We start from the raw sequence: 25,597 nt of genomic DNA, 5'->3' as shown, positions 1-25,597 counted from the left end.
CGGATACTGCTGTGCCCGTTCGTAAGCGTTCTGAGACTGCTGCCGGGAAACCGGGGCACGGATTCATGCATGAGGGAGCCTAGAGATTGAAGTCAGGTTACCGGCCTATATTAAAAATGCACGCGGCAATCACTCTGCCGCGTGCATTAATATCGATATGATGAGGGTGAAGCTTACTGTTTGCGTCTTCTGAATACCATACTGAGGATAAAGCCGACAAGGATCAGACCCAGACCTGCCAGGTAAATAGGCAAAGGACTGTTCTCTCCAGTCTGCGGCAGCTTGCCGCCTGAAGCCTTGGCAACCGTTCCTTTTGGAACGTCATCGTCGTCGACCTCTACTCCGCCAAGCGGTATGTCATCATCAATCGATGTTACAGCCGTTGGTGATGCAGAAGGTGAAGAAGACGGCGTTAATGACTGTGTTGCGCCCGGAGTTACTACAGCACCTGCAGGAATCTGCGGCTCTTCGATAATAACACCCGGTACTTCAGTCACTGCAGGAGTTGGTGTAGGCCCTCCCGGAATAAAGCTTGGCGTTGGTACTGTTGTTGGTACTACCGTCGGTGACGGAGTTGGCGACACGGCCGGTGATCCTGTCGGCGTTGTGGACGCAGATGGAGCCGGTGACGGTGATTCGCTAGGTACTGTAGATGGTGTTGGCGTTGGCACCGTTGATGGTGTCGGCGTCGGCGTCGGCGTAGCCAGTGTCTGCTTCGTATTAAGCACAGTCAGGTTGATATTGGCTGAAGAGCCAATGGTGACCGGATACTCACGGGAATCCAGCGTATATCCTGAAGGAGCAGCCGTTTCAATCAATACATAGCTGCCCAGCCAGATATTGTTGAACACCGCACGACCCTCTATATCCGTGGTCCGGGTATTGACTAGCAGACGTTCAGAGCCGTTCAGACGATAAAGATCGAACGTTGCCCCTGCAAGTTTTAGTGCGCTGTCTGCTGCGTCCAGCTTTTGAACAGTCAGGGTTCCACGTACACCGCTGCCGGTTCCCGAACCGCTGGAGACACCTACAATAATCTCTTTAGTAGTGTCCTGGGTAACCAACTTCACATTATTACCGCTTAGATTGACGGTATTGGTCAGCTTATCCCCGGTATTCGCAATGATCAGCGATTGATAATCCACAATATATGCGGAATGAATATCATGGAGGAAGCTGAGGATGAATTTCTGCTTACCGTCAGCATCAGCGCTGATGTTCAAGGTATAATCTGCATCTTTTACGAGCTCCGGAGCACTCTTGCTAACCTCCCCATTCACTCCTACTGTAGTAGGATAGAGGTGGAAGGAATCGGGAAGCAGGATCTGGTTCGAGCTTGGGATGTCCGTCAGCACCGCATTCTTCACAGTGGATTGTGAGCGGTTGACAACCATTGTCCAATTTAGCTTATCACCATTCTGCAGGCCATCCTTAAAGACATATTCCCCTCCGTAAGGAATGTTTACAGAAGCAGTTAAATCCTTGGATACTTTTTGGGTGCCATCCAAGAGCTTTGCTGTGTTAGACACTTTGGAATCAATCAGTTGTCCTTCCAGAAATGTATTGAACACTACATAGTAAGGAGAATTTATGGCATTTATAAATTTAATCTTTAGCTCGTTGCCGGTTCCGACAGAATAACTATATGCATTCTTGGGAACCTCTAATCCCTGGGACGGTTTACCATTAGCATCGATATTCATGTTATAGACCCTGAGCGAGCCATCCCCCATGGTCTGTCCGGAGGTCAGGATATCGGTTATATTCGGGTCGGCAATCGCCTTGCTGTTGTAATTGATTCCAATGGTCCAGGTGAACATTTTTTTACTAGCATTATAGGCTCCGGTTTTGAAACCGTTATTCTTGACCTCGGCACGGGGAATGAATAATCCCTGGGCTTCCGTCCAGAGCGGCGGGCCTTCAATGTCCTGCCAATCCACCCGGGCGTTGTTCACAAAATTATCGGTGTTGCCATAAAGCCAATCATTGTTGAATTCTGTGCGGTAGGTGATGGTATGGGTTACTGAGAGAGGCTTCGTAAACTTGAGCTTGAACCCGGATTTGGGCTCACCCGGTTTATTCAGTTCCCACTGGTAATCGGACTCACTCAGGACTGTGCCGCTTGCATTCCTTACGACCAGAGTTCCCGGAATGAACTTTTGCCCTCCCTGCGGGAAGGTATCCGTCACCACTACGTTATTCATTGGATAGTTGTCACCGTTCACGGTGATTTTCCACTCGGCAGTATGATTCGTGTAATCTACACCTGACAGAGTTTTATAAATGACGGCCGGACGGATCTTCTGTGTCGCGTCCACACTGTAGGTGCTGTCCGAGACATTATTGGTAATGGTGGTGTCCTTCAATATACGGCTTAAGGACTTGGTTTTATATTCAATACGGTAGGCTGAAGAGATACCGTTCAGGAACTCCAGCTTGAAACCGTTTTTCTCAACATCGATTAAGCCAGTTACTTTATAATCCACGTTCGGCAGAAGAGGAGTTCCCTTGATCGCCGTACCTGCAGAATTCAGTGTCACCGGATAGACCACTAGCGAATCCGAAACCAGGCTTTGCGTATAGTTGAAGTAGTCCTTCAGTAACGCGCTGCCTTGCGGAATCACCTTATTGTTATAGTTGTACTCGATCGCCCAGGTAATGATCTGCTTACCCCATTCATAGTTCGTTGCCACCTTATTCAGGCTTCCGCCACGTTGGATGGTTACGGTAGAGGATGAGCTTACAGGATCACGTCCTGCCCCTGTAAAAGTGGCCGTATTCGTGAAGCTGTTCAACGAATCACTGACTACCGCCGTCGAATAGGCAATACGGTAAGCACCGCTAATGACAGGATCCGTGAAGCGCACAGTCAGTATTCCACCCGTGACTTCAGCCGCATATTTGCTGGTGTCAACCAATGCACCTACAGTAACTGTGCCATCCAGTTGAATGCCCAGTTGATATACAGCCATTGAAACAGTACTGTCCATAGATAAGCCTTCAGGAATCGGGTCAGTAATTACAGCTCCCGTTACCGGCTCCAGCTTCTTGTTGACATCGACAGTCCAATCAATATGATCTGCATTGAAGCCGCCCGATACGCCTTTCTTCTCAATGGTTGAACCCACAGATGGCTTGAAGTTAACCGTAACCGTCTGGGAGCCGCCGTTGACAGGGAACACGATTTCCTGGGTTGTACTGCCCGAAATGACCTGTTTGTCAAATTGAGTTTGAATGCTCAAAGTCCCCTGAACATTGTCATGAGTCTCGATATAGCTGTTGAAGCTCATGAGCACCTGATGGGTGGACTGGCTGACCGTGAAGGTGCCTACCTCCCCGTCATCCGAAATCAGTGAACCGTTAATGTCGTTGAACAGCTGGAATTGTGCCGGAATCTGAAACGCAAACGTATCTCCAGCAACGTATCCGTGTCCATTCGGAAGCGACCATGTGTAGTCCAGTTTGACTTTGGAACCCACCTCATACACATTGTCTGTCACCGTCTGGCCATCCTGCCCGTACACAGCCATCGACACACTGGTAATAATATCTCTGTCATTCTCAATTCCTGCAGCCGTAGCCTGAGTAGTAAACCCTATGCCGTATGCATATTGCACTAACAGCATGAGGATGACCAAGGCCACACTTATTCTTTTTTTCACCATACTTAAAAGCCCCCGTTCCCCATTGATTTTTAACTTCGCAAATCCTCCTGCCGTACCGCTGCCCAAGATTACCGCAGAACTGCCCAGGTATAGACATACTCCGCTTGAAAGCCAGTTATGTATTCCGGAATATCCTGCGCCATCTTATGTGAATTTCCTCTATGTTTTTCTTCTCTGGCCAGAGTCTGCGATATATACTTATATCACCGTAGTATAGATCATTAGAATCAGAAATTGTTAAAATTCCGTATTTTTATTTTTTGTTAAAAATTCCTTGCCGTCCAAGGGGGAATCCCCTGAAACGTCAAGCTTTTTTTGCCCGCCAGCATGCTAACGATTTCATAATGTTTCTCAGCTTCGCATTTCATTTCCCTGACTTTAGTCGCATGTTTCTGCGTGGTATCTACGGAATTGCCGGAGGATCCGTTCAAACCCGGGATTTTAGGGAGTCCATTCGCTGGTGCTTGTACTGTGTTGATATTACCGGGAGGGCGGATTCCAGCTAGGATACATCACTCAAGAGGTGTGGAAGAAGGGCAGCTATCTACATGCGGAACAGGCATACCCCGCTTATCTGGCAGGGTATGCCTGTTCTGAAAAAAGATGATTCATCCATCCGTTATCCTATTTATTTAAACTCTGGAAGCCAATTCCCATGCGCTGCTATCAATTCATCGCACATGGATACAATATCATCCAACGACAGCTCGGCGGATGTATGCGGGTCCAGCATGGCTGCGTGATAGATATGTTCTTTTTTACCGGTTATTGCCGCTTCAATGGTCAGCAGCTGCGTATTAATATTTGTTCGGTTCAGCGCGGCACATTGCGGCGGCAGATCGCCCACATAGGTAGGAGCCACTCCGCTGGCATCGACAAGACAAGGCACTTCTACACAAGCTTCACGAGGCAGATTAGTGATTAGTCCGGTGTTCAATACATTACCCCCGATCTTAAAAGGCACATTGGTTTCAATGGCTTCCAGAATATACGAAGCATACTCTTGGGAGCGTTCATGATGAAGCGATGTATTATTGACCAGTTCCGCACGCATCTGCTTCCACCCGCCAATCTGCTCCACACAGCGGCGCGGATATTCGTCCAGCGGAATTTGAAATCGTTCAATCAGCTCTGGATAGCCTTTTTTGATGAAATAGGGATGATATTCCGCATTATGCTCTGATGATTCTGTAATGTAATATCCGAATTTCAGCATCATTTCGTACCGTACCATATCGTGATGGCGCTCTTGCTGCTGCTTCTCGGCGGCCCGGCGCTTGATTTCCGGATACAGATCCTCCCCGTCCTTCGTAACCTCCAGCAGCCAAGCCATGTGATTAATGCCGGCGATCTTCGCCTGCACACCTGTCTGGTCCATCCCAAGCGCTTCGAATAAGCCTGGAATACAGTGCTGCACACTGTGGCACAATCCAACCGTCTGTACTCCGCCATACGTATTCATTACATTGGTCAGTACAGCCATCGGGTTCGTGTAATTCAAGAACAGAGCGTCCGGGCACACCTCACGGATATCAGCGGCAAAATCAAGCATCACCGGAATCGTGCGCAGATTGCGGAAAATGCCTCCAATGCCGACAGTATCCGCGATTGTCTGCCGGAGTCCGTATTTCTTGGGAATCTCAAAATCTGTAATCGTACAAGGATCGTAACCGCCTACCTGGATCGCATTGATCACGTACTTGGCACCGCGCAGCGCTTCCTTCCGGTCGGTATAGGTCTTCACCATACATGTGCTGCCGGTGCTGGCCTTAATATTGTTCAGCATGCTTTTGGAATCCTCCAGCCGTTCCAGATCGATGTCGAACAAAGCAAGCTCAAAGCCCTGCAGGGCCTCTGTCCCCATACAGTCACCTAACACATTCTTGGCAAAAACTGTACTTCCGGCACCGATAAATGTAATTTTGGACATCATTCATTCTCCTCCTCATTAACTGTACTATTCATTAATTAATATAGATGATAACGCATACAATGCATATGGAGAAAGACTAGAGAAGTATGGATAATTGTCGCATGATATACCATGCTATGATAGTTAAGAGGGTGACCCGCCAGCCTGTTTCCAGGCTCTGGGTCACCCTCTGTTAACGATTTACAAACCGCTCAGCAAATCCACATTCAGATAATTCGAATTCCCCAATGTGCTGTCATACCCCAGTTGAATTGTATTGGAGCCTGCATTCAGCGGTATTGATACGGATACAGTTCCGTAGGTACTCCAGCTCGAGGTTGAATTGAACACCAGATTGGATGCAACCACAACTCCATTCACTTTTACATAACGCGATGCATTGCCAGCGGCCGCAGCGTAACGGAAGGTCACTGTTTTGGAACCAGATGTATTCTGGTTAACATAAAAGTCGATGGATGTTCCGGTCGTGTTCCAGCCTCCCACATAGCCTCTTCCGCTAAAACCGGCATTGGTGCTTTCATTAATCATCCCTCCGCCGGAGGCCAAGGTCCGCCGCGCATTCTCCGCTTCATATGCGCCGTTCCCGGCAATATAGCCGGTGTAGCCGTCAGCTGGTACAAGCTGGAGAATAGAAGCTCCTGCTGCTGCAGCCAGACTTTGCACATAGGAAGTGCCTGTAGGGCGGAGCCAGTCGCTGCCAATAATCTGATCGGAGACCCGCCGGTGATTCCAGGCTTGTGTAGCGTTTTGCTGAAGAAAACTTAAATATTGCGTTTGACCGCCTTGTACGCGCAGACGGTTCAGGTTACGGATGAAGACCATTTTGAAGCCGGCGGCATCATTTTCCCCTTCATACATCAGGCTTTGAGCGGACACCATTTTGTTCACAACATATTGGGCGGCAGTATTGGCATCTGTGAGATAAGCAGAAGTTCCAGTCGCCTGGTACATAGAAACAGCGGCCCCGAGAAAAGTTCCATAGTTATAGGTAAAGTCCCAATCCTTGACGATGCCGCTGCCCGTCCCTTCGATATGATCGTTGACCTTGCTCCCGTTCACCAGAGTTGACTTGGTCCAGTTGTAGATTTGAGTGGCTTTGGTCAGATATGCGGAATTATTATAGGCATTGCGGAGCTTGACGGCAGTCATGACCATTGGAGCATTGGTCGCCATGTTTTTTTGGGCGTTCGCCTGTCCCGGAGTATGTGCGTCCCTTCTCCACCAGATGCCCCCGCTATAAGCCGTGTCCCATTCCGAATAGATTTGGTCGAACAGATAACTCCCGCGGTTAAGGTACTCAGCAGTTCCGGTTAGTTCGTAAGCCCTCATACAGGCCAGTGCCCACCAGCCCAGATCGTCATTGAACGCATTGGTCATCATATCAGGATACTTGGTATTGAAGCCGGTATAGATATTATCAATCATCGTCCGGTATACCGGGCTGTTAGTGCGTTCGTATGCATCCATTACCGTTTCCCAGAGCTGTGCTTCCCACCAGAAATCCGTATAGAGGCCGCTATCCGGCCCGTATGCGTGCTCCGGGTGAATCTGATGGTCGCTATTGACAAAGAAGTATTTTGCGGATGAGTCGTAAAAGACATTTACCAGCGCCGTCATGGCATCATCAGCATTTGAAGCGGTGAAGGCCTCCGCTTTCGAACCCGCACCAGGAGTGAGCAGAGATAGGGCCAGCACGGCAGGCAAAGCGGCGGAACAGAGTTTTTTCCAGTGGGTCACGTTCATTGCCCCTTTCATTGTCAGTGGGATACTTTCAGATGATCGAGATTCAGATAATTCGCACTTCCCTTACCGGTATCATAGATTAATGAAATTGTGTTGCTGCCGCTGTTCAGGGTGACATTCAGTATAGTAACGGTGTTATAGGAATCCCAGCTCCCCGTCCCGTTGAACACCACATTATTGACAACCCCTGCCCCGTTTACATACAGATAACGCCCTGCGTTACCTGCTCCGCCGGAATAACGGAAGGTCAAATTGTAGACTCCGGCTGTATCGGCAATGACGTTAAAGTCCACCCACTTCCCGTTGGCGTTCCAGCCTGAGATGTAGCCTTTGCCCGTATAGCCCTGATGAGTGGATTCCGTGGAGAGAGAATGCAGCACAGCGGCTTCCGCTTCATAGGTCACATCGGTTTCAACCATCTGGAAGGTCATATTATCCGCCGCTCCATAGGTCCATTGAATGAATCCGCCACCGCTGACCAGCGAATTATCCGCCACATTGAGGGATTTGCCGGAGAGCTTGTTAATGATCTTGTAATATCCCTGGCCAATGCCTTCAATCTGCCACTGGTCGTTGCCGGTTGTGCCATAGTCCCATTGAATGACTTTTGCGTTGTTGTTGGGGTCCCCGTTCTCTACGGCCAGCGCTTTGCCGCTGTTCACATTAATGAGTTTATAGAATCCTCCAGGAGTCGAAGTAACGGTCCATTTGTCATTTTGGGAAATGCCGTAATCCCATTGCAGCACCTTGGCTCCATTTTGTGTGGAGGAAGCTTCGACTGCCGCCGATAGTCCGGTTGATTTGGGGATGATCCGGTAGGTTTTGCCGGAGACGACGGGACTCGTCGTTGCTTCCGTGCCGGTCAGCTTCACCATTACTGTGCCGTGTGGGGGAACAGTTGCCGAATAACTTCCGTTATAAGTGCCCAGATTCGACTTCTGCCACAAGTCCCGGACAGCAGCTGATGAGCCTAGTCCCAGACTGGTGAAATTCACGGTCATGGAAGCAGCTGTTTCCGAGCGGTTGAACAGGACAACGGCCCTGGTGCCCGGGGTCTGCAGCAGTTTGGAAAATACCTGTTTGCCGTCTACATCGCTAACCAGTACGCCCTGTCTGCCGAGCGGGTCCTGATCTACAGCAATTACCTCAGAATTCATCAGAGTTGCCTGGGTATATGCGCTCATGCTGGAAAGGTTATTCCCGGCGATCAGCGGTGCAGCCATAATCGCCCACATCGAATAATGGGAACGGTATTCCGTATCTGTCATGCCCTCTCCAAAAACAGCCCCCGCTCCATAATTGCCTACCATTAGCATATCAGGGTCATTCCACCTGCCCGGTCCGGCAAAGTTAGCCAGGGGATAGTTCTGATCGATAATCCAGGTCACCCGCTGCCAAAAATCAAAGATATCATCTGTTGTCCGCCACATGTTCCCTGTTTCAGGCCCCCACACCCAAGGCTTGTTGATGCCCCAGTTGCAGATGCTTAATAAGATATCGCGCCCGGAATTCAAAAGCGCATCCCGGATCAGCGTATACCTCGCCTGCGGGTCCATCCCCCTGTTATCACACCAGTCTACCTTCACATAGTCCACATCCCAGGACGCAAAGGTCAGGGCATCCTGAACCTCATGGTTGTACATCCCCGGCCTTCCTGCGCAGGTGGTATAACCTGCATCCGTATAGAGCCCGAACAGCAGCCCCTTGCTGTGAACATAATCCGCAAGCGCCTTCATACCGCTGGGGAACTTGACCGGATCGGCCAGAATATTTCCGTTCGCATCGCGGCCGGTCTGCCAGCAGTCGTCAATCACGACATATTTATAGCCGGCATCCTTCATCCCGGTGCTAACCAGCAGATCAGCCGCTTCCTTAATCTTGTTCTCATCCACATTACAAGCGTAGAAGTTCCAGCTGTTCCAGCCCATCGGCGGAGTCTGTGCAAGACCATTGTCTAATGCGGATGCCTGCGGCACAGTGAAGGTGCCCATCATTAGTGGCCAGACCAGCAGGAAAGCCAGCAAACATCTTAAGCCCAATCCGACTCTGCCGTTAACTCTTTTCCTCATCACATCATCTCCTTGGATCATTTCCAAAGCTATAGAATATGATTCTGTTATTATTCAAGTTCACTTGATGTAGATCTCCTCTGCATAACGGCTGCACCTTCAAGCAGCATCAGTCCGCTGAGCTGTACACTAAGCTGAACCGGCAGTATAGGCTTCAGTTCCCAAGAGGGGCCGCACAACACTGACCGGTGGTCCAGCCCTTTATTCCATAAAGCATCCGCGTTAGCCAGAATAACCTCACGGACAGGTATTGCTCCGGGGAACTGCTTCTCCAACTGAGCAAAATAACGGATCAGAATTCCTTTGAACAAACCGGTGTCATCAATGCCTTCATCAGGCAGCAGCAGCGTATCCGGGTCGCACAGCCGGTTGATGCAGGCCCCGGCCGTGCGGAGAGCAGCATCTGCATATTTCTGTTCCCGGGTAACGCGGTACAATTCCACTCCTGCCCCTAAGAATACGCCCTGGCAGTAAGTGAATGCCCAATCATAGTCAACTCTGCCGTCTCCCAGCCGATTGATCCCGTCCCACACCAAGCCTGAACCCGGATCAACCAGATGAGCCTGGTTCCATTCGAATATGCGGACCGCCCACTCCAAATCCTCCGGATTCCGCAGCAGGCTGTACAGACGGGCAGCCAAATAGCGGCAGGCGCATTGGCCGGGGTATTCTTGTAATCCAGCTGATCCTTCTTCCAGGACATTCCTCCGCCGAAATGATCGTTCCACGCGGTTTGAATATCCGTCCATAGCTCCAATACAGCGGTTTTGTACTCCTCTTCACCGGTAGCCTGGAACGCCCGCAGCAGCGCAAGCGCGGTCCATTCCATATCATCATAATAATTGTGGAGAAAGGTCCCGCCATTATAAGCACGCAGACTGCGGCTGTACTCCCGGATCTGCAAGGCTAATTCAGGGTCATGAGTACGCTCATAAGCATCTACAAGAACATCGAGCACATGAGCATGCCACCAATAATAGAAATTATCATCCGGCCGGAAGTACTCTCGCGGAAACCACTGATTCATAATTCCGGTTTTTTCATTGTAAAAATGCTTCTTCAGGCTTCGCTGGGCCTCATCCGCACGCGCCGGCCAATCCGCCTTCGTTACCGCTTCTGCGGAAATGTCCATCAGATCACCTCATATATCAGGATCATGGGTATGCGAATCGGACTAACAATGCTGGTATAAATTAGTTACCAGTTATCCTGCTTAGCTCCGCCAGCCGTTCCAGCAGCATGATGCCGCTAAGCTGGGAGCTGAGCTGGATAATACCGGCAGGCGGGCGGCTCCAGTCTGTACCAAACAAGGCGCCATCCGCACCTTTCCCGCTCCCCCAGAGCCGTTCTGCATTTCTGTGCAGAAAAGACACGGCTTCACTTGCTTCCGGATCAGCCTTGACCCATTCCGCAGCATAGCGGACCAGAATACCCTTGAACAGCCCGCCGTCCCCATCCCCTTCATCCGGCAAAATACCGGACTGCGGATCGGCCAGCTCCTTAACAGCAGCGGTGAAGGTCTGCCGGGCGTCTTCAAGGTAAGCAGCCTGCCCCTTAATCCGGTACAACTCGATGGCCGCACCGATATATACCCCTTGATTGTAGGTGTATTTCCAATCCTTATCGGTTGAGCCGTCACCGGCACGGTTCATACCATCCCAGACAAAACCAGTCTCCGGGTTTACGAGATGGTGCTTTTGCCAATGGAAAATATTCTCTGCCCATTCCAGATCCTGCGGATCGGCGAAGGACTGATACAACCGGGCGGCCAAAATGGCAGCCGGTGCGTTGGCCGGGGTGTTTTTGTAATCAAGCTGTGATTTCTGCCAGGCAATCCCCCCTCCCATGTGGGTATTCCAGCCGGTCTGGATGTCCTGCCACAACAACAGCGCTGTCTCCTTGTAGCGAGTCTTCCCGGTTGCCTGATAGGCGCGGAACCAGGCCAAGGCCATCCACTCCATATCATCATAGAGCTCATTTGGCCATACTCCGCCATTGCGGCGCAGTAGACCTTCATGCAGCGAAGCGAGGCGGTTTTCATAACGTCCGTTTTTCGTCCGCAGCAGACCATCCACCAGCACATCCACGGCATGCGCCATCCACCAGTAGTGAAATACAGTGTTGCACTCCCCGTCCGGGCAAGGCGTTGCGATGTTATACATTCCAATGGACTCATTCCAGAAGAAATGATCCAGCGCTTCCTGCGCCTCGTCTGCCCGTTCCTCCCATAGTGCAGCTTCAAGCTTCATTTGCTTCATAAGGCTCTCTCCCCATATCTGTTGATCTATTGCCAGCCTTCGCTAACCTTTGATACCGCTGAACGCAATGCCCTGTACAAAATAACGCTGCAAGGCCAGAAACAGCACCAGTATTGGCAAAATCGCCACCAGTGCACCCGCCATCATGGGCCCGTAATCCGTCTGAAAATTATAGGAGAAGGCCTGCAGCCCCATTTGGATGGTCGCCTTGTCGGGGTCATTCAGCACAATCATCGGCCATAGGAAGCCGTTCCAGCCTGCCTGAAAGGTAAAAATGCTTAAAGTAGCCAGGGCCGGCTTGGTCAGAGGCAGATAAATGCGCCAAAAGATCATAAATTCCCTGCAGCCCTCGATGCGGGCCATTTCCATCATGTCACTGGGTAAGGTGAGGAAAAATTGGCGCATGAAGAACACCGCGAAAGTACCGGATGCACCCGGCAGAATAATGCCCCAAAACGAGTTCATCAAACCATTCCCGCCACTGCCAAAGAAATCATTGCCACCGGCAAACGGAATATGGCGCATGACATATACCGTCGGAATCATGGTTACAATACCGGGAATCATCATGGCGGCGAGCAGCACGCGGAAGATGGGCTTATTCAGTCTGAACTTCAGCTTCGCAAAGGCATAGCCGCTGAGTGAGCCAAAGAACAGATTAGCGAGTACACCGGCTAAAGCCAGGACCAGCGAGTTCCAGAAATAAAGGGCAAAGGGTACCGTCGTAAACGCTTTACGGTAATGTTCAAAGGTGAAATGATCCGGAAACCACTTAATGGGCATAGCGAAAATCTCATCATCCGGCTTCAGGGACGTCAGCACGCTCCAGTAGAATGGCAGGAACATAGCTATAGCGATAAGAATACACACGATATAATACACAGTTTTGTTAAAGCCCCGCTTCATGGCAGAGCCGCCGGTAACACCCATGGCTGTATACCTCCTTTTTCCGGGCTATCCTGCTCATACGACCGGCTCTTCGGCTTTGGATATCCGCATGTTGATTAGTGAGAACACCAGAATAGCCATGGCCAGCACAAAAGCCTGAGCTGAAGCATACCCCATCTGCAACTGGTTGAAGCCCTGCTGGTAGATCAGATAGACTGGTGTTTTGGTAACATTCGCCGGCCCCCCCTGTGTCAGAACGAATGCCTGGTCGAACAGCTGCAATGCGCCGATAATGGCCATCGTGCTGACCAGGAAGGTAGTTGGCCGGAGCTGCGGCCAGGTGATAAACCGGAAGCAGTCCAGTTTACCCGCTCCGTCCAGCCGCGCCGATTCGTATAGATAATCCGGGACTCCCTGCAGACCGGCCAGATAAATAATCATATTGGAGCCGACCGATTGCCACAGGGTCAGCATGACAATCGACAGCATGGCCGTTCTCGTCTCGGACAGCCAGGCGGGTCCGGTAATCCCGACATAGGAGAGCAGACCGTTGACCAGACCGAATTCCGGATGCAGCAGCCAGATCCATACGGTTGCCGCTGCAACTGCCGAAGTCAGCGTAGGCAGATAATAGAAGGTCCGGAACAGCTTGACCCCGCGCCATGCCCGGCTTAGCAGCAGCCCGAGGAGCAATGAAATCAGAATATTAAGCGGGACAAAAATCACCGAATACAAAAAGACATTGCGGAATGTCTTCCATAGCAGATCATCATCGATCAGCCGCCGGTAGTTGTCGAGGCCAATCCAGTCATTTCTGCTGAGCACGTCATAATTAGTAAAGCTTAAATATAAGGCCATCACTACAGGTATGACTGTAAACACCGCGAACAGCAGCACCGTTGGCGTGATGAACAAATATGCTGTCCGCGCCTGGTGTCTTTCCACCTTTCTCATGGAAGCCATATAACTTCCCCCCTTCATCATGCAGCAAGACTCCATCGCAGCAGGGGATTATCCCCTGCCGCTGGCAACCGTCTACTTTACAACTTCATTATCCTTGAGCATTTTGTCCCCTTGTTCCTGGGATTTCTTCAGGGTATCCTCAATACTCAGCTTGTTCTGCTGGTTCAGCTGGAGATTAGGCGCCAGAGCGTCCGTCTCCATTACAGAGTAGCCGGGATGCGAAGGACGGACTTTGGCAAATTCCAGCGTTTCCAAAAACGGTTTCCACAGCGGATCGTTCTGGAAGAACGGGTCCTCCATGGAGGGCTTGAAGCCCGGCAGATTGAGGCTGGTCTTGGCCCAGAGCAATGCGTTGTCCTTGTTGGCCGTCCACCATTTGATGAATTCCCATGCCTCATCATGATGCTTGGAGCCTTCTGGAATGACGAGGCCGAAGCCGCCCATTACACTGCCCTTGTCGCCATTCGGACCTGCGGGAGGCGGAACGACACCGTAATCGAGATCTTTGCCATATTTATTGTAGGTACTCAGCATCCATGGACCGGAATAGAGCATAGCAACCTTGCCGGTAACAAAGGCATCCTGCCCTTCTCCCAGTCCCAGTTCAAAGCCCACCTTGTACACCTTGTCTTTGTTCATCAAACGGTCCCAGAATTCCAAGACCTGCTTGCCTTTATCATTATTAAAGTTGGTCTTTCCATCCTCGGTCAGCATGGTGCCGCCGGCCTGCTGGAGGTACATATTGAACAAACCCAGGTCAGCCATCGAGAAGCCGGCGACTTCAAGCTTGTTGCCCTTCCATTTGGTCATCTTCGCGGCTGCGGTTTCCAGCTCATCCCAGGTTGTCGGGGGCTGAAGCCCGGCCTCTGCCAGCAGCTTCTTATTATAGAAGAGGGCCCGTGCATCTACCGTAAGCGGTAGGCCGTACAATTTATCGTTATAAGAGAGCTCCGTCAGCGATTCGCTGTAAAAGTCATCCTTGGAGATCCCGTCCCGTGTCAAATATTCATCCACAGGATGCAGCACATTTTTTGGGGCATAGAGTGAGGTCCGCCAACGGTCCCAGAACAGTACGTCAGGGGCGCCGCCATTCGTGGCAGCCGTCAAAAACTTCGTGATCATATCCTGCTGCAGCACATATTTCACATGAATCTTATCCTGGGATTTGTTAAAGGCGTCGACCATGGTCTCGAACTGCTTCTGTCCTTCTCCCCCCCAGTCCCCCCAGAAGGTAAGCTCTGTCTTCTCGGTTTTGCTGCCAGCGTCTGTTCCGCTATTTTTGGCTGCGGGTGTTCCGGAATTGTCCGAATTCCCGCCGCATCCTGCTGCCAATGCGGAGAGCATCACCAGGGAAAGTGCCGTAATCAACCATTTTTTCATTGTTGTATCCCCCTTACACTATTTGGTATGTCATTGTTGCCGTTCCTTCAACTTCGCTTGATTTCAATCCCGCAGCACATCAGCACCAGCTCACAGAACATCATATTGGCCCAAGAGAACCAGGGGCGGGTATACTCGGCAGGGTGGTCTGCGTGGAAGGCTTCATGCATATATCCGGTGCCTGCATCGGAATGTTCCAGCAGATCCAGCATGGATTGCCGCTCTTCGGCACTGCCTGATGTCATTCCCTGTACCGCCAGGGCAATAGGCCAAATATATCGGCTGGGGGTATGGGGACTGCCAATACCTGCTGCAGCAGTTCCTGAAAAGTAGTAGGGGTTACTTTGGCTCAGAATAAATCTGCGTGTATTCATATAGACCGGATCATCAGCAGACGTATAGCCGAGATAAGGACTCGACAGCAGACTCGGAACATTCGCATCATCCATCAAGTTCACGCTGCCCAATCCGTCTGTCTCATACGCATACATAGTCCCATATTCAGGATGGTTCACAAGCCCGTATTGCCGTATGCCTCCATCGATCTCCTCCAGCAGATGTTGTGCTGCCGCCGCAAGCTCCGGATTATTCAGCACCTCTCCGGCAATTTCGCATACATACCGCAAGACAACGACGGCGAACATATTGGACGGAATCAGATAGCCATATTCGCAGGCATCATCACTTGGACGAAACCCGGACCACGTCATTCCCGTGTAGGAGGTCATACTGCCCTTTCCTTCACGGACCAGGGTATCGGTGGGTGGACAATCCGTTCGCTGAAACGTATAGGCGGAATCACGTTCATGGTGCTGTTCCGTGGTCCAGAGGCTGATTATCCGCCAGACCCCTTTTACAAAAGCATCATCGAACGGAGTGATCCGCCCGGTGTTCTTCCACAGCAGATAACTGAGCTGGACAGGATAACACAAGGAATCAATTTCGTATTTCCGCTCCCAAATCCACGGATTCATGACCGTCAGGTCCTTCTGATGCCCTTGGCCGTTCGCTTCGCGGTTAAACGCGTTGGCATAAGCATCCAATTCGATAAACGCAAACTGGCGTTTCACCAAGCCTTCGATCATATCTGCTATGGCATCATCTTCAGCGGCCAGGATCAGAAAAGGCCTGACCTGAGCGGCAGAATCCCTCAGCCACATGGCCGGTATATCCCCGGTTATGACAAAAGTCGTTCCATCCCGCTGGCGTTGAATTGTGGTATGCCAGGTGTTCGATAGACATTGTTCGAACATGCTTGCCAGTTTAGGGCGGTCCGGCAGTGTCTCTCTGACCCGCGCGGACAGACGCTGTATGGAATGAGGTATTTCTTTTGAGGTATTCAGCAGGATAACCTCCCTATTTTTATGTTTTTATTAAGCGCTTACATTGAATAGTATATTGGTATGCAATTAATATGTCAATCAATATTTTAATTGAAATGATATATCAATAGCAGTGACAGAACCCGAATCATCAAGCATAACTAAACCACAAAAAAACCCATCCGGTAGAATGGGTCTTCTGGTTAATGCCCTTTGTTCCGGGCCGCAGGTCCGGTTGAGCTGCCGGGGATCAGCTTCGCTTCCAGCATTACTTTATGGGGTACGGAATGCCCGTTCATTAGACTCAGCACATTTTCTACAGCGATCCGCCCCATCTCCTCCTCATTCTGGCGCATATGGGTGAAGGAATAGCCGCCTCCGAGATGTGTCGGCGGACTGTCGAAGCAAATAATAGAAATGTCTTCAGGTATTCGCAGCCCCAGGCGTTCCACTGCTGTTTTGGCGAGCAGGGCAATATTGTACTCTATGGCAAACAGGGCGGTAATCGAAGGATGACTCTCCAGATGAGATATCAGGCGCGCTATGTCCCTTTCAATATTATCCGGGTTAAAAAACTTAGGAAGTGTCGAAGTCAGGTCGCTGACCCACAGCTCTTTGTCCACCATAATCCCCCGCTGGGCGTGAGCCTGAATGAAGCCTTCTATCCGGTCTTCAACGGCCGTTGTATCCACCGGCGGAGGGGACAGAAACGAGATATGCGTGTGCCCCAGATCGAACAAATATTCGGTGGCTTCCAGCGCAGCCTGAAGATTGTCCGAGCTGATTGATGCCGCGGCAACTCCCTTCAAATGACGGTCTACCAGTACCAGCGGGAATTGCCCAATGACCAGCTTGAGAATCTCAGCATTGAAATATTCGCCCTGTGCCGGGAAAATAATCAGTCCATCCACGCCCAGGTTGAGCAGCTTCTGGATGGATTGCTCCTCATTCTCAGGAATCCCGAAGGTTCTCCGCAAGACCAGAAAACAGTCGTTATCACGCGAGGCCTGTTCCATACCGTAGATCAGCCCGGTCCCGTAACTGTTGCCGAAGTCCGTTATGATCAGCCCTATGGTTTTCTCCTCCGTGTTAATTGCAGTGCCCCGGCTGCCTGATCCTCCCGGTAATTCCTGAGGTTCAGTGGCAGGATCAGCCACAAAAGACCCCCTGCCCGGCTTGCGGACGATCAAATGCTCTGCTGCCAGCAGCTCCAGTGCTTTTTTACTGGTAATTCGGCTTACATTATAGGTTTCGGCAAGCTCTTTTTCGGAAGGTACACGTTCTCCAAGCCTATAGGCTTGAGTCAATATGCTTTCCTTCACTTCGTCAAATATTTTCTCATACATCGGCTTGGAAGAAGTCGGTTCGTTCATGACTTTCACTATCTCCTGACTCTGATTTTTCGTGATTATACATAATAATATATCATGATATATTAAGATTGTCGACGTAGGCATGGTATTTCTGACAAGGGGAGCTCTAGTTTAGCCAGTATCCGTCAAGGACGTGTACGCCCTCGGGACATAGTGTGACAAGCTCGTATGCACAGCAAAAAAAAGCAGACCCCCTTTTGAGAGATCTGCTTTTTCGAACTCGTACAATGATTAAGAAAATTAAGCTTCGATAATTTCCACCGAAGTCATTTTGTCGCGTCCCTGGAACGCATCTACCTTGTCCATACCTTCTACAACTTTACCGAATACGGTGTGTACGCCGTCTAGGTGTGGTTGTGGAGCATAAGCGATGTAGAATTGGCTTCCGCCAGTGTTTTTGCCGGCATGCGCCATAGCCAGCGAACCGCGTTCATGCTTGTTCGGGTTGATCTCGCAGTTGATGGTGTAGCCTGGACCGCCGGAGCCTGTACCATTTGGGCAACCGCCTTGAGCTACGAAGCCAGGAATCACACGGTGGAAGACCAGACCGTTGTAAAAGCCGTCTTTCGCCAGCTTTTCGAAGTTGGCAACCGTGTTAGGTGCATCATTTTCAAACAGATCGATCAGCACGACGCCGCCATTTTCAAGAGTAATTTTCGCTTGCTTTGCCATATGTAAATACCCCTTTCGAAATTACAGATGTTGAACACTTTTATTAGTTTACTATGAAATCACGCACAAAGCAAAGCAGACGGAAGAGAATTCCGCCTGCTGTATGCTGCTTCACATTCTCCAAAGTAATAACTTACTTCATCACCGTCTGCTTCGCAATGCGAGCCGGGATCACATCATTGGCAATAATGTCCTGATGAGACTCGCGCCGTACCACAAGATCACTTTGCCCGTTCTGCACGAATACAACTGCCGGACGGCGAATCCGGTTATAGTTGCTGGCCATCGAGTAGTTATAGGCCCCTGTGCAGGCTACGGCGAGCAGATCCCCGCTCTCCACTTTCGGCAATTCCACATCCCAGATCAGCATATCACCGCTTTCGCAGCATTTGCCGGCAATGGATACTGTTTCTTCATTCGGTTCAGCCGCACGGTTGGCCAGCAGTGCCTCATATTTGGATTCATAGAGTGCCGGACGCGGATTGTCAGTCATTCCGCCGTCAACGGCAACATATTTACGTACACCTGGAATCTCTTTGTTCGTACCGACAGTGTAGAGCGTAGTTCCGGCATCGCCCACAATGCTGCGGCCAGGCTCTACCCAGATTTGTGGCAGCGACTCGCCAATTCCGGCAAAATGCGTCTTCACCGCACCCGTGATCGCGGCGACATATTCAGATACCTTCAGCGGTGTATCACCTTCCACATAACGAATCCCGAAGCCGCCGCCGAGATTGACTACCGGGAACGATACACCAAGTTCTTCCTTTACCTTCCGTGTAAATTCAGCAATCCGCTCTACCGCAAGCTCGAAACCTTCCGTCTCAAAAATCTGTGAACCGATATGGGAGTGAACGCCCAGCAGGTGGAGATTGTTTTTCTCCGAAGCCAGTCTTACCGCTTCCTGCGCAGAGCCATTGCCAATATCGAAACCAAACTTTGAATCGGTCTGGCCGGTGGAAGCATACGCGTGATGGGCATGCGCCTCCACACCCGGGGTCACCCGCAGCAGGATATTAACGGTGACTTCCTTGCGCTGGGCAATGGCCTGCAGCATACTGAGCTCCACCAGATTGTCGACCACGAAGCAGCCGATTCCGGCATCAATCGCCATCTCCATTTCATCCGGCGTTTTGTTGTTGCCGTGGAAATGGATACGCTCTGCCGGAAATCCGGCCTGAAGCGCAGTATACAACTCCCCATCCGATACAACATCCAGAGACAGTCCTTCTTCGTCGGCCAAGCGGCACATCGCCATAACCGAGAAGGCTTTGCTGGCATAAGCAACCTGAAATCCGAGCCCGGATGCGGTAAAAGCCTCCATGTACTCGCGGCACCGGCGGCGGACCAATTGCTCGTCCACTATATATAGCGGGGTACCATACTCCGCCTTCAATTCTGTCACATCACATCCGCCAATCTCCAGATGATTGGCATCATTAATTCGGCTCGTCCCGTGTAAAAACATTTGTGCAGTCCTCCAATTTCTGTGGAAAGTCTTGTTCCACCCTGTCTATTTAGTGTATTCAGTATAGCAGACAAAGGGAACACCATTGAATGGACTAATTTGCAGTTGATTTGTATTTTACTACGACTTGTCCTTTTTCTTCTGAACGGGCGCCATCCGTGTATTGTCTCTGGTTTTGTTGAAGGATGGCCTTGTTTTGGAGCTGAGAACCGGCTGACGCAGAAGAATCGCGCCCATCTCCTTTGCATTAAACGGTATAAACGGCCACATATAAGAAGAATTGTAGGAACGGTGCGTAGTCAGCAGAATCACCAGCAGCGTAGAGCCGATCATAAAGCCCGGCACCTGGAACGCTGCCACGGCGAGCAGCAGTGCAAGCCTGACAATCCGGTTGGCCAGCCCCAGCTCATAACTCGGTGTGGCAAACATACCAATAGATGCGACAGCCATATACAGCACCACCTCATTGACGAAGAGGCCTGTCTTAACGGCAATGTCACCCACCAGGATGGCGGCAATGAGACCCATCGCCGAGCCGAGCGGGGTCGGAGTGTGCACAGCTGCCATTCGGAGCAGATCGACCCCAAGCTCGACGAGAAGAAATTGGGCAAGGAGCGGAATTTTGGCCGTTTTCTGCGGTCCTATGAAATCAAGCACTGCCGGTTTCAGCTCAGGGTGAATTACGAGCAGCATCCAGAGCGGCAGCAGGAACAATGAGGCGAAAATCCCAATGAAGCGTACCCAGCGCAGATATGTCCCCATAAATGGGGTCTGACGGTTCTCCTCAGCGTGCTGGCATAGATCAAAAAAGGTTGTCGGCAGAACCATTACGCTCGGTGAAGTGTCGACAAAAACCACCACCCTGCCTTCCAGCAAATGGGATGCGACAACGTCCGGTCGCTCTGAATAGCGTACCATCGGGTAGGGATTCCATCCCCCGTCCACGATAGCTTCCTCCAGCTGTTTGTCAGCAAGCGGGATCCCCTCAATATTCACACTTTTAATTTTGTCGGTAACAGCCTTCACCTGAGTTTTATCAACAATATCGTCAATATATGCCACACAGACATCCGTACGTGTGCGGCGGCCCACCTGGTGTAACTCATACTTCAGACCTGGATCGCGGATCCGTCTTCTGACTAGAGCGACATTGCTCAGGAGTGTCTCTGTGAATCCGTCCCTGGCTCCGCGTACTACCCGTTCAATAGAGGGTTCATCGGGATTGCGCGAGGGATAGGAACGGGTATCCATGATGATAACTTTAGTCTCACCTTCAAGAAAAAAAACACTCATTCCTGAAAGGACCTTGTTGATGCTCTCGCTTAATAATTCCCCTTTCTCCACCTGCAAGTGAGGAATGAATTCTGTCATAAAGCTGGCCAGGACATCCGTGGAAATATTCTCAGGGGTAAGATACGTCAAGCGCTTAAGGATTTCATCGATGATCGTATCTTTGGCGAATCCGCTGATGCACAGCAGTGCCGCCTTGCGCCCGCCAAAGGTCATCTCCCGGAGCACCACATCAAAGGATGAACCCAAACCCATCACTTCGGTAAGTGTATTTTTGGTATCCTCCAGCTTAAGCGGGATTGTATCATCCCCCTGCCAATAAGTGATAGACTGCTTGAGAGAATTGGACAGCTCCGCATCGCGTTTCTCCTGCAGGGGATCCTCGTTCTTCTTATTTTCCGCCTTATCCTCATTAGTTTTCTTTGCACTTTTTCCTTTTGGATCGGATGGGCTCGCCTGGACTTTCCCTGCTGACCCTTCCCCGGACTGCTTGTCGGCAGCTCCATCATCCGGTTCTGTCTCAGATCCGTCGTCCTCTGACTCCTCATCGTCTCCGAACAATCGGGCAAAAAAGCCCTTTTTCTTGCTCTCCGGCTCCTCTGATCCCAGTTCCTCCGATGCTTCAGCATCCTGTGTACCATCTCCGGCTGAACTCTTAGGGGCACTGGTGCTGCCTTGTGCAGAATCAACGGTTGTGGAGGGTTCCTCGGTTTTTGCCGTTCTTTCTTGATCCTGTGTTCCTTCTTGATCCGGTGTGCCTACCCCATCCGATGGCTCAAGATCGTTGCTATATCCGGTTGCCCCGGCGTCCACACCCATGTCCACACCGCTGTCCACACCGCTGTCCACATCGCTGCCTTTGGGATGGCTGGCTTCATCATCTGTCTTTCCAGCTATAGCGGGTGGACTGTCAGTCGACTGATCCCCTGTACCAAGCTCACCAGAGGCTTCAGTGTCCTGTCTCCCTGTCCCTTCGTCTGCCTTTGCATCAACATCGGCATGTGTCTCGGTCTCCGCTTCCCCGGTCTCCTCGTCATCTCCAAACAAAGAGGCCAGGAATCCCTTCCCGCCGTTCCCCGGCTCTTCTGCACCGGGTTCCTCCGCTGCTTCAGTATCCTGAGTCTGGCAGACTCCGGGAGATGAAGCCTCTGCGTCGGCCTTGTCTTTAGCTGTAGCCCCCTTTGTATCAGGTGTCCGGGTTGCATTGCCCGCATCCGCTTGTGGGGAGTCTCCATCAGCGGTACCCAGCTCTGCCGATGCTTCCATCTTGGTTGTCCCTGTCTCTGCTTCACTTCCGTCTTCCATAGCAGCCCCAGGTTCGGCTCCGGCAGAAGCCGCAGATTGATCATCTGTACTGGAAGCCTCCTCGGATTGCCCCCTGGCATCCTCACCGTCCTTTCCAGACTCCTGTTCCTTGTCATGCGGTTCTTCCATGTAATATCCGCTGTGAACATACTTTATCACACCATAACCTCCTTTTACTGTCGGTACACAAACCAATCGAACAAAGAGCCCGCAACCTTGCCGCAGACCATTGCCATGAGCAGCCCGAAGAGCAGGTGAGTCATATGCAGACGCTTGGCCAGTATAGGCAGCACATTCAGTACCTCGGTCAGGGCCGCAGCCAGCATACCGACAAATACCCCGTCAAACAGACCTACTGCAAGCTCTACCAAAGGCCCGGCGGTAATCCGCCAATTCCAGAAATCTGACATGGTGCCAAGCAGCGAGCCTCCCACCATAGCCCCTTCATACCAATGCACTTTATCGTAGGAGGAGGTCAGCTGAGCCAGCCGGGGTACCATATCCAGTACGATGAAAAGAGCGATTACCCCGCCGCCTACCGCAATGCCTCCGGCAATGCCAAGCAGCAGATTCAGCGCCAGCGTCAGCTGTGCGGTCATGTTCATTCCTCCGAATGCCCGGAGGCTTCATCTCCACGGCGTTTTAGTTTGCTGTACTCTTCGTTGACTACATAATGGTCGATATTTTTCTGGTAGAGGAACATCTCCACTTCAAGCGGCGTCGGCTCCTCGTTCCACTTTTTCTTAAAGAGATGATTGAAGAAAATCACCATGCCAAACCCGATGCCGAGCGAATAGGCAATCTGAAACACATACGGATGTTCATCCCTGTGGCCCGTCAGCATCTCAACAATCCTGACCTGCACCTCCAGCATGCTGACATCAGCATGGAAATTCATAATCGTAAGCGCCGAGCCGAAGAACAGCAGCAGCCAGACCAGGATAAACAAGGCAATGGAGGGTTTCCGCGACTCCACAGGCCCTTCAATCTGCACCAGGGTCCGCCCTTCGCCAATCGGCTGAATATCTGCTCCCGGCAAAAGGTCCTGAATCTTTGGAATGACCGTCAGCAGGTCAATCAGGATCAGATTACCGTCACTTTGGGCAGGGTCCAGCAGCAGGAGTGAATACAGCGGCTCTCTCCACTCCGGATCGGTTATCAAATAAGCCACATCCCGCAGCAGAACACCTTTGCCTTGGGGTACCGTCACCCGGTTTTTGAGCTGTATGTAAATTGCAGGAGCCGGATGGGCAGTCATGGACGGACACCTCCTGAAGGATCTGATGTGAAGCGGCAACGAGCAAGAATAACGGTAGTATGGGAGAAAAGGTTTATTTTTACTCTTGGACTGTACAAAACAATGGTTTGACTTCATCGTAAGCGGGGGGACACAATCACTCACTCCCTGCTTCATACTTCCATTACAAATAGAAACGGCTGCGCCGCCCCTCACAGGACAGTACAGCCGTTATAGGTTTATTGGGAAAGAAGCTGGATATGGAACAGCCCCTTGCTTAGCTTCAGTGAACAGTACCAGCCTCATTTTCTTTAGACTTTACAGTATCGTACCATTCATTCACTTCACGGGTAATCTGCTCACCGCCGCCCGCTCTCCATGACGCCACAAAATCATCGAAAGCGGCCAGCGGCTGTTCCCCGTATATGATCGCACTAAACACCTCATTCTCCAGGTTGTTCAGATAGTCGAGCCTCGATTTCATGGTTTCCGTTGCGGGTCCGGTGAACATGTCTTTGTGGGATTTGTCCTTCTGCTGTAAAAGCAATTTGGCCGCTGCCGGAGTACTTTTACCATAATTCACCGCGATATCCTTCTCCAGCCGGGTAGACGGCTCCTTGCCATCCGCAAGATTGAGCATCGCCTGAAGCTGGGCGTAAGGGATACGAGCTCCGTCGCGGACCAGCAGATAACGGATGCTATTCACGTAGCCGCCGGAAATTTTGTCACTGGGCAGCATCTTGCCGCTGGCGCTCAGCTCATAGTCGTAACCTGCGAACAGCCCATTCTCCAGGCCGCTCCCCGTTTGCGGGGCCGCAAAGTTGTCGAACAGATAATTCTCGTAGGTAAAAAAGGCTTCCGGGTGCTTCATGGCTTTGCTGATCAATGTAACCCCATTGGAGAACGGTGTACCATGGCGCATAACGGTTCCATCCGGTCCGGCGGGAATGACACCCGGTGTCCAAACTGCACCCGGAACATTCTGCAATGTATCCTTCAAAGGCCAGCCGCTCATCCAGTAAGGACCGGGAATAATTCCCGCTATGCCGGCAACAGCAGGCTCCGCAGTCTTGTTCTCATCCCAGAGCGCTGCCTCCTGAGGAATGTAGCCCTTGCTGTGCCATTCTCTCAGCTTCGCAAGCCCCTGCGCGATCGCAGGGTTCACAGAGCCGAACTCCAGCTTGCCGTCCGGTCCGGTGTTCCACTGATCTGGAAGAGCGCCATAAGCACCGAAGATCCAGGAAGGGTCCCCCATCCATGTACTCATCGTCGATTTGAAGCCGATACTTAGCGGAATAACCTGATCGGGCGCCAGGCCGTCCGGATTGTGCGCTTTGAAGGCCTCCATGACCTTCTCAAGCTCTTCCATGGTGGTGGGCACCTGCAGATGCAGTTTATCCAGCCAATCCTGGCGGTACCACAAAATATAGTCATGATTATATGCATAATCAAGAACAGGCAGACCCATTTTCCGGTCTCCGCGGCTGTAGGGATTCCACACGTCCGGGTCCTGGGCCATCGCTTCCTTCCAGGTAGATGAGGCATAGGCATCGAAGAGTTCTCCTACTTCGGCATACAGCCCGGAATCAATCAGATCCTGGGCAATCGCGGTGTCTGCTGTACCGATGGTCACAATATCGGGCATTTCCTGGCCTGACGACAACGCAAGACGCAGCTTGGTCCCGAATGCGCCATTGGTGTCGGTGATGGACCAGAGGGTTTGGATCTTAATGCCGAACATCTCCTTGGCCCAGCGTGTGGCTACATTTTGCTCAATGGATTCACCGTTCTTAAATTTCAGCTCCGGGTCAACACCCCATGCAGTAGTGACCGTAACTTCAGGGTTATACTTGTCCTTGTAGGCATTGTTGTTAGCAACCACCGCAGGGGAGATAACGTCTGAATTGGGATTCGGCGGGATAACCCCGGCACCCTTGTCCTTACAGCCTGCCAGACTGACCGCCAGCATGACACTCAGGAACAGTACCAGCAACCTGATTTTTCTGTCCGAACCCATCATTATCCCCCTCT

General features: G+C 51.2%; 17 protein-coding genes and 1 pseudogene. All 18 read right to left on the bottom strand.

What is annotated here, in order from left to right; all coding sequences use genetic code 11:
* Window positions 1-173: 173 nt before the first annotated feature.
* Window positions 174-3,665 (bottom strand): LPXTG cell wall anchor domain-containing protein, encoded by a 3,492-nt coding sequence (locus A3844_RS12210; RefSeq protein WP_074107537.1) that lies wholly within the window; start codon window positions 3,663-3,665, stop codon window positions 174-176.
* A 628-nt stretch (window positions 3,666-4,293) separates the two neighbouring features.
* Complete coding sequence (gene melA, locus A3844_RS12205; RefSeq protein WP_074107618.1) at window positions 4,294-5,595, bottom strand: alpha-glucosidase/alpha-galactosidase; 1,302 nt, start codon at window positions 5,593-5,595, stop codon at window positions 4,294-4,296.
* A 183-nt stretch (window positions 5,596-5,778) separates the two neighbouring features.
* Window positions 5,779-7,335, bottom strand: coding sequence for a glycoside hydrolase family 76 protein (locus A3844_RS12200; RefSeq protein WP_074107536.1), 1,557 nt, complete (start codon window positions 7,333-7,335; stop codon window positions 5,779-5,781).
* 20 nt (window positions 7,336-7,355) lie between these two features.
* A complete protein-coding gene (locus A3844_RS12195; RefSeq protein ID WP_074107535.1) occupies window positions 7,356-9,410 on the bottom strand; it encodes an RICIN domain-containing protein in 2,055 nt (684 codons plus the stop codon).
* 50 nt (window positions 9,411-9,460) lie between these two features.
* Entirely contained in the window at window positions 9,461-10,159 is a 699-nt protein-coding gene (locus A3844_RS33745; protein WP_279629263.1) for a glycoside hydrolase family 76 protein, read from the bottom strand.
* A pseudogene (locus tag A3844_RS33740) lies at window positions 10,114-10,542 on the bottom strand (glycoside hydrolase family 76 protein); the annotation flags it as partial. The gene A3844_RS33745 and the pseudogene A3844_RS33740, both read right to left, overlap by 46 nt.
* 61 nt (window positions 10,543-10,603) lie before the next feature.
* On the bottom strand, window positions 10,604-11,668 hold the full coding sequence (locus A3844_RS12185) for a glycoside hydrolase family 76 protein (protein ID WP_074107534.1): 1,065 nt from the start codon (window positions 11,666-11,668) through the stop codon (window positions 10,604-10,606).
* 42 nt (window positions 11,669-11,710) lie between these two features.
* Window positions 11,711-12,598 carry a carbohydrate ABC transporter permease gene (locus A3844_RS12180; RefSeq protein ID WP_074107533.1) on the bottom strand — a complete coding sequence of 296 codons (888 nt, stop codon included), beginning with the start codon at window positions 12,596-12,598 and terminating at the stop codon, window positions 11,711-11,713.
* Between the two features lie 33 nt (window positions 12,599-12,631).
* A complete protein-coding gene (locus A3844_RS12175; protein ID WP_074087562.1) occupies window positions 12,632-13,519 on the bottom strand; it encodes a carbohydrate ABC transporter permease in 888 nt (295 codons plus the stop codon).
* 72 nt (window positions 13,520-13,591) lie between these two features.
* Entirely contained in the window at window positions 13,592-14,899 is a 1,308-nt protein-coding gene (locus tag A3844_RS12170) for an ABC transporter substrate-binding protein (RefSeq protein ID WP_074107532.1), read from the bottom strand.
* 47 nt (window positions 14,900-14,946) lie between these two features.
* A complete protein-coding gene (locus tag A3844_RS12165) occupies window positions 14,947-16,242 on the bottom strand; it encodes a glycoside hydrolase family 125 protein (RefSeq protein WP_074107531.1) in 1,296 nt (431 codons plus the stop codon).
* Window positions 16,243-16,424: 182 nt separating this feature from the next.
* Window positions 16,425-17,594 carry a GntR family transcriptional regulator gene (locus tag A3844_RS12160; RefSeq protein ID WP_074107530.1) on the bottom strand — a complete coding sequence of 390 codons (1,170 nt, stop codon included), beginning with the start codon at window positions 17,592-17,594 and terminating at the stop codon, window positions 16,425-16,427.
* A 240-nt stretch (window positions 17,595-17,834) separates the two neighbouring features.
* Window positions 17,835-18,266, bottom strand: a complete 432-nt coding sequence (locus A3844_RS12155) for a peptidylprolyl isomerase (RefSeq protein ID WP_074087558.1) — start codon at window positions 18,264-18,266, stop codon at window positions 17,835-17,837.
* A 133-nt stretch (window positions 18,267-18,399) separates the two neighbouring features.
* The gene (lysA, locus tag A3844_RS12150; protein ID WP_074107529.1) at window positions 18,400-19,734 is read right to left on the bottom strand and encodes a diaminopimelate decarboxylase; all 1,335 of its coding nucleotides are present in this window, start codon (window positions 19,732-19,734) and stop codon (window positions 18,400-18,402) included.
* A 120-nt stretch (window positions 19,735-19,854) separates the two neighbouring features.
* Complete coding sequence (locus A3844_RS12145) at window positions 19,855-21,585, bottom strand: spore germination protein (RefSeq protein WP_371916010.1); 1,731 nt, start codon at window positions 21,583-21,585, stop codon at window positions 19,855-19,857.
* A gap of 917 nt (window positions 21,586-22,502) precedes the next feature.
* Complete coding sequence (locus A3844_RS12140; RefSeq protein ID WP_074087556.1) at window positions 22,503-22,928, bottom strand: stage V sporulation protein AB; 426 nt, start codon at window positions 22,926-22,928, stop codon at window positions 22,503-22,505.
* A gap of 2 nt (window positions 22,929-22,930) precedes the next feature.
* Entirely contained in the window at window positions 22,931-23,587 is a 657-nt protein-coding gene (locus tag A3844_RS12135) for a stage V sporulation protein AA (protein ID WP_074087555.1), read from the bottom strand.
* Between the two features lie 262 nt (window positions 23,588-23,849).
* Window positions 23,850-25,586, bottom strand: coding sequence for a type 2 periplasmic-binding domain-containing protein (locus A3844_RS12130; protein ID WP_074107617.1), 1,737 nt, complete (start codon window positions 25,584-25,586; stop codon window positions 23,850-23,852).
* Window positions 25,587-25,597 lie beyond the last annotated feature (11 nt).

It is taken from the genome of Paenibacillus helianthi (assembly GCF_001909055.1).
Classification (GTDB): Bacteria; Bacillota; Bacilli; order Paenibacillales; family Paenibacillaceae; genus Paenibacillus_AQ; species Paenibacillus_AQ helianthi.
Note: the sequence above shows the minus strand (reverse complement) of the source record. Positions and strands in the feature narration are given on the sequence as shown.